Below are 5,130 nucleotides of genomic sequence, written 5' to 3' on the forward strand. Positions count from 1 at the left end.
CGGCGGGGTGAACTGAGCCGTGGCCCAGCCTGAGTCGCCTGCCAGCCGGGAGCCCGTCATCCAGCTCGACGGTGTCCGCAAGACCTACCGGACCGGTTCCCTCGAAGTCGAGGCGTTGCGGGGGGTGAACCTGCGTATTTCCGAGGGTGAGTACATCGCGATCATGGGCCCGTCGGGGTCGGGGAAATCAACCCTGATGCACATCCTCGGATGTCTCGATGTGCCCACCGCGGGTAGCTACCACCTTGCCGGCGAGGACGTCGGCCGGATGTCCGAGGAGGAGCTGGCCGAGATCCGCAATCGGCGGATCGGCTTTGTCTTCCAACAGTTCAACCTGCTTCCGACACTGTCCGCGTGGCGCAACGTCGAACTGCCGTTGTGCTATGCCGGTACAGGCCGGACGGAGCGTCGCGACCGGGCCGTGGACGCGCTGGAGAAGGTCGGGCTGGGGGACAGGATCGCCCACCGGCCGAGCGAGATGTCCGGTGGCCAGCAACAACGGGTTGCCGTTGCCCGTGCGTTGGTCACCGATCCAGCGCTCATCCTTGCGGACGAGCCGACCGGCAATCTCGACAGCGTGTCCACGGGGGATGTGCTTGGCCTGTTGAGCCAGCTGCACGCGGCCGGCCGCACGATCGTTCTCATCACCCACGAACCCGAGGTCGCCGCTACCGCCGGCCGGGTAGTGCGGATCCGTGACGGTGACATCCAGGACGACACGGGGCCGGGGAAGCACGCCGGTACCGGGCTCGGTAGCGGGGATCATTCCAATTCGCCCCTGCTCGCCTGGGATGTACGCACATGAGCTGGATGGAGACACTGCGGATCGGGCTGGATGCGGTACGCACGCACCGGTCGCGTTCCGCTCTGACAGTGCTTGGCATCCTCATCGGTATTGCCGCGGTCATCCTCACCGTCGGACTCGGCCAGGGTGCCCAGGGCCAGGTCCGCGATCAGATCAACTCGCTGGGCAGCAACCTGCTCGTTGTCTCGCCGGGGAGCACTACCAGCAGCACCGGTGTCCGCGGCGGTTTCGGTTCGGCCTCGACGCTGACCGTGCAGGATGCCGATGCCCTCGCCGTCAGGGATGTCGCTCCCGACATCGCCGCGGTCGCACCGGCCAGCCAACGCAGCCTTTCCCTGACGGCCGGCGCGTCGAACTGGACCACCACAGTCGTGGGGACGACGCCCGATTGGTTGTCGGTCCGGGCCCGCAAGATTGCTGTCGGACGGTTCATCACCAGCCAGGACGTGACCAACCACGCCGCGGTCGCGGTACTCGCGGCTACTACGGCCGAGCAGCTGTTCGGTGGCCGCAGCCCGATCGGCGCGACCGTGACCGTGTCGGGGGTTCCGATACAGGTCGTGGGTACCCTCACCGCGGTCGGTTCCTCCGCCACGGCCAATGAGGACGACCAGGTCGTCCTCCCGATCAGCACCGCGGCCAACCGGGTGTTCGGCGGCGCGACGCGCACCTCCGTACAGAGCATCTACCTGGAGGCGTCATCGTCGAAGACGCTGTCCGCGGCCTACCAGGAGGCCAACAACGAACTGCTCGCGCTGCACCACATCAGCACGCCCACCGGTGCCGACTTCACCATTGCCAGCCAGCAGTCCATCCTGTCCGCCGCGACTTCGGTCGACCGGACTCTGACCGTGCTGCTCGGGGGCATCGCCGCGATCTCGCTGCTGGTCGGCGGTATCGGTGTCATGAATATCATGCTGGTTTCTGTTACTGAACGTGTCCGTGAGATCGGTCTGCGCAAGGCTCTCGGGGCGCCGCCCCGGGTGATCAGACGCCAGTTCCTGGTCGAGGCATCTGTCCTCGGTCTGACCGGTGGTATCTCCGGTGCCGCGCTCGGTGTGGTGGGTGCCGTGGCGCTCCCGCACCTGATTTCTCAGCGTATCGACATATCACTTCCCGCAACTTTTGGATCGATCATCGTCGCGGTGGGAATCGGCGTCGGATTCGGTGTTTACCCCGCCAGCAGGGCTGCCCGCCTGGCCCCCATCGAGGCGTTGCGCAGCGAATGATGATCTATCGGTCTCCGGCCCGGCGTTCTGTCCAGGGCCACGATCAGGAAAGAGCCCAGCGTGTCCGAGTCGACTCTGCCCGCGAGTAACACCGCCGAACACGGCGTTCCTGGGCGCGGCCTGCCCCTGCGCGAGATGTCCGTACATGGGGTGCCCCCGCGCGTGGGCGCCGCTGTCCGGACAGCTCGGCCCGTATCCCGCCAGCCGCGGGTCAGCGCGGGAGGGCGGTTGACCGTCCTGCTGTCGGCCGCCGTATTCGCTCTGGTCGCCTGCGGTGGCGGCGCGAGCTCTACCACCGTGGCCGGCTCGACGGCGCCGGCCCCCGGGGTAAATCCCGCGCCGGCTGGCCCACCGGGCGTCACGGGAACGGCCGCGGCGGTGACTGACACAACGATCCAGGTCCAGAACCCCTCGGTGGGCCAGGTCGCCGTCAATTTCACCACGTCCACCGCTTTCACCCGGACCGAACAGACCACCGCGTCCAGCCTGGGCGTCGGTGACTGCGTACTGGTGACAGCGGCTTCGGGGACGCAAGAGGCTGGACAACCAGCCGCCACCGATGCCCCGGTCATCGCGCAGAACATTACGATCAGTAAGCCGGACGCGGGTAAGTGCACCGGTAACGGCGCCTCCCGCACTGCTTTCGGCGGCGGGGCACGCCCCTCGGGAGCCCCGAATCCCTCCGGCGGCCCCCAGGCGCAGCGCAGTCCCAGGGCCGGCGGCGTGGGCCGCGTCGGCGCGCTCTTCGGCACTGTCACGTCAAAGTCCGACACGGCCTTCGTGGTAGAGACCATCGCCCGTGGGGACACCCCAGCCACGACGAGAACCGTTACCACGGGCGTTTCGACCGTCTACGATCACATGGTCCCGGCATCGGCCGCTGTTCTGAAGGTCGGCGAGTGCGTCACGGCGGTGGGCCCAGCTGACAGCACCGGGGCGATCACGGCCACGTCGATCAACATCCGGTCGGCGGGGCCCAACGGATGTACCGGTGGTTTCCGTCGGCAGGGCGAGGCCACGGGGCCCGCTAATGGCTGACCGGACATTCCGTGCCCGGCGCCGCCGGGTTCGCAGCTGGGCCGCCGTCGCTGTCGCCGTCGTTGTCGTCGGCGGGGCCGGCGGCGGTGTGCTGGCGGCCACCGCCTCCAGCGGGCCGTCCTACCGGACCGCAGCGGTCACCCGCCGCACGGTCGAGGCGACCGTAAGCTCTGTCGGCAGCGTGGCACCTGTCAGCCAGGCATCGATCAGTTTTCCTGTTGCCGGTCGAGTAGCGCAGGTTCCCGTCGCTGTCGGTCAGCATGTGGCGACAGGCGACATCCTGGCCGAACTCGACACGTCGTCCCTTGTGGCCTCCCTCGACAATGCTCGGGCGGCGCTTGCCCTCGCGCAGGCGAAGCTCGCGGCGGACCAGGCCAGCCAGACCACCACCGGTACTACGTCGACATCCACGTCGACCGGTACCGGCACCGGCACCGCCACCGGCGCGGCATTTGTCACTTCCAGCCAGGTTGGTACGCCGAGCGGGAGTTATGCCGCCGTAAAAATGATCACCTCCAGTGAGCCGCGGGTCGGCTCCACAGCTAGTGGAGGTGCCAGCCAGGATTCGGCATCGGCGGTGGATCTTGTCAGGCGCTACCAGCGGCAGCTGTTGGCTGACCAGCACGCCGCCGACACGGTCCTTTATCAGACCCAGGCCGATCTGGCGCATGAACAGTCGGTGTGCCGAGCCTTCCTGAACAGCTTCGGTCATGCTGCGGAGCCGATGGCGGCAAGTTCCGCACGCGGCGGCCAGAGCCCGGCCGAGACTACCCAGGCTCCGAGCGCCACCCAGACCACGCAGGTACCAGAACAGGCGGCTGGGAGCACGCCCGACGGCACGGACTGCTCGGCGTTGCTCAAGGAGGTTCTTGCTGAGCAGGAGACCCTGAACAACGATCTACGCACGGTCGCCGCGGATGAAACGGCCCTCGATGCCGCGGTCGCCCAGCTCCTGACACAGTCTCCTGGAGGGCAACCGGCCGCTGCGGGGGGGCAGCCCTCGCCGAGCCAGACCAGCCCCGGGGCCGGGGCCGGGAGCGGTGGTCACGGCCAGGCGGGCGGTAACACAGGAAATAGCGGTGACACAGGCGGCACAAGTAAAACCGGCGATACTGGCAGCGTTGGCAATAACAGAGGTAGCGCTACTCGCGCGGGCTCCGCAGCGGGTGGTACGGCCGCAGGCGGCGCCAGGACGGGATCAGCCGCTGCGCGCGCGCCAGCATCAGCCGCGCAGATCGCCGCCGACCAGGCCTCGGTCGACGCGGCCAACGCCATGCTCCCGGTGGCCGCGCAGAGCCTGGACCAGGCACGGATCGTCAGCCCGATCGATGGTCTCGTGGCCGCTGTCAATATCGCGCCCGGCCAGTCCGTAACCGCCGGATCGAGTACAGCGGCGATCGTCGTGGTGAATCCAGGCGCAATGGAGGTCACGACGACCGTCAGCGACAGCAATGTTGCCGCGGTGAAGGTCGGCGCCAAGGTCACGGTGACTCCGGACGGCACTGATTCGCCGACAGCGGGTACCGTGGTGGCTGTCGGCCTGCTTCCGACGGTGTCCACAGCATCCACCGGGACGGGGCCGGGAGCGTCAGGCGGGGTCGCTTATCCTGTGACCATCGGTCTCAACGGCGGTGGCGGACAGCTGTTCGCTGGCTCCGGAGCGGCTGTGTCCATCGTTGTTTCCAGCGCGGTGAACGCGCTGGCCGTGCCCACATCGGCCGTCCGTACCATCGGTAATCGTCATATTGTGTCCGTGTTGCGGGATGCCAAGTTGGTCAGCCTGCCGGTGGAGGTGGGTGCGGCCGGCGTGAGTTTCACCCAGATAACATCCGGTTTGTCCGAAAGTGACCGGATCATTCTGGCGGACCTGCACGCCCCCCTGCCCACCAGCAACACCACGCTGCGCGGGCTCGGCGGCGTGGGGGCGACTGGCGGTGGTTTCGCCGGCGGCGGTGCCCCCACCGGCGCTGGTAGACGGAACTGACCGATAGCGGCAGCGGCAGGTTGCTTCGGCTGTGTTGGTCGGGTTCTCCGCACACTCGGCGTGTCCCGAGGGCC

4 protein-coding genes are annotated in these 5,130 nt (G+C 68.0%); all 4 read left to right on the forward strand.

Annotated features, from left to right (window positions below; genetic code table 11):
* Positions 1-19 precede the first annotated feature (19 nt).
* Genes MJ785_RS09735 through MJ785_RS09750 form a run of 4 tightly spaced genes read left to right on the forward strand, consistent with a single transcriptional unit; the run spans position 20 to position 5,056 of the window.
* Entirely contained in the window at positions 20-805 is a 786-nt protein-coding gene (locus tag MJ785_RS09735; RefSeq protein ID WP_239345034.1) for an ABC transporter ATP-binding protein, read from the forward strand.
* Positions 802-2,034, forward strand: a complete 1,233-nt coding sequence (locus tag MJ785_RS09740; RefSeq protein WP_239309151.1) for an ABC transporter permease — start codon at positions 802-804, stop codon at positions 2,032-2,034. The genes MJ785_RS09735 and MJ785_RS09740 overlap by 4 nt, the downstream gene beginning before the upstream one ends.
* A 60-nt stretch (positions 2,035-2,094) precedes the next feature.
* Positions 2,095-3,072 carry a hypothetical protein gene (locus tag MJ785_RS09745; protein WP_239380527.1) on the forward strand — a complete coding sequence of 326 codons (978 nt, stop codon included), beginning with the start codon at positions 2,095-2,097 and terminating at the stop codon, positions 3,070-3,072.
* On the forward strand, positions 3,065-5,056 hold the full coding sequence (locus tag MJ785_RS09750) for an efflux RND transporter periplasmic adaptor subunit (protein ID WP_239380529.1): 1,992 nt from the start codon (positions 3,065-3,067) through the stop codon (positions 5,054-5,056). The genes MJ785_RS09745 and MJ785_RS09750 overlap by 8 nt, the downstream gene beginning before the upstream one ends.
* Positions 5,057-5,130: the final 74 nt, after the last annotated feature.

The organism is Protofrankia sp. CiT1 (assembly GCF_917627335.1).
Classification (GTDB): Bacteria; Actinomycetota; Actinomycetes; order Frankiales; family Frankiaceae; genus Protofrankia.

Coding starts and splice junctions, on each gene's coding strand:
- MJ785_RS09740 (WP_239309151.1), top strand. CDS start 802: ATGAGCTGGATGGAGACACTGCGGATCGGGCTGGATGCGGTACGCACG.
- MJ785_RS09750 (WP_239380529.1), top strand. CDS start 3,065: ATGGCTGACCGGACATTCCGTGCCCGGCGCCGCCGGGTTCGCAGCTGG.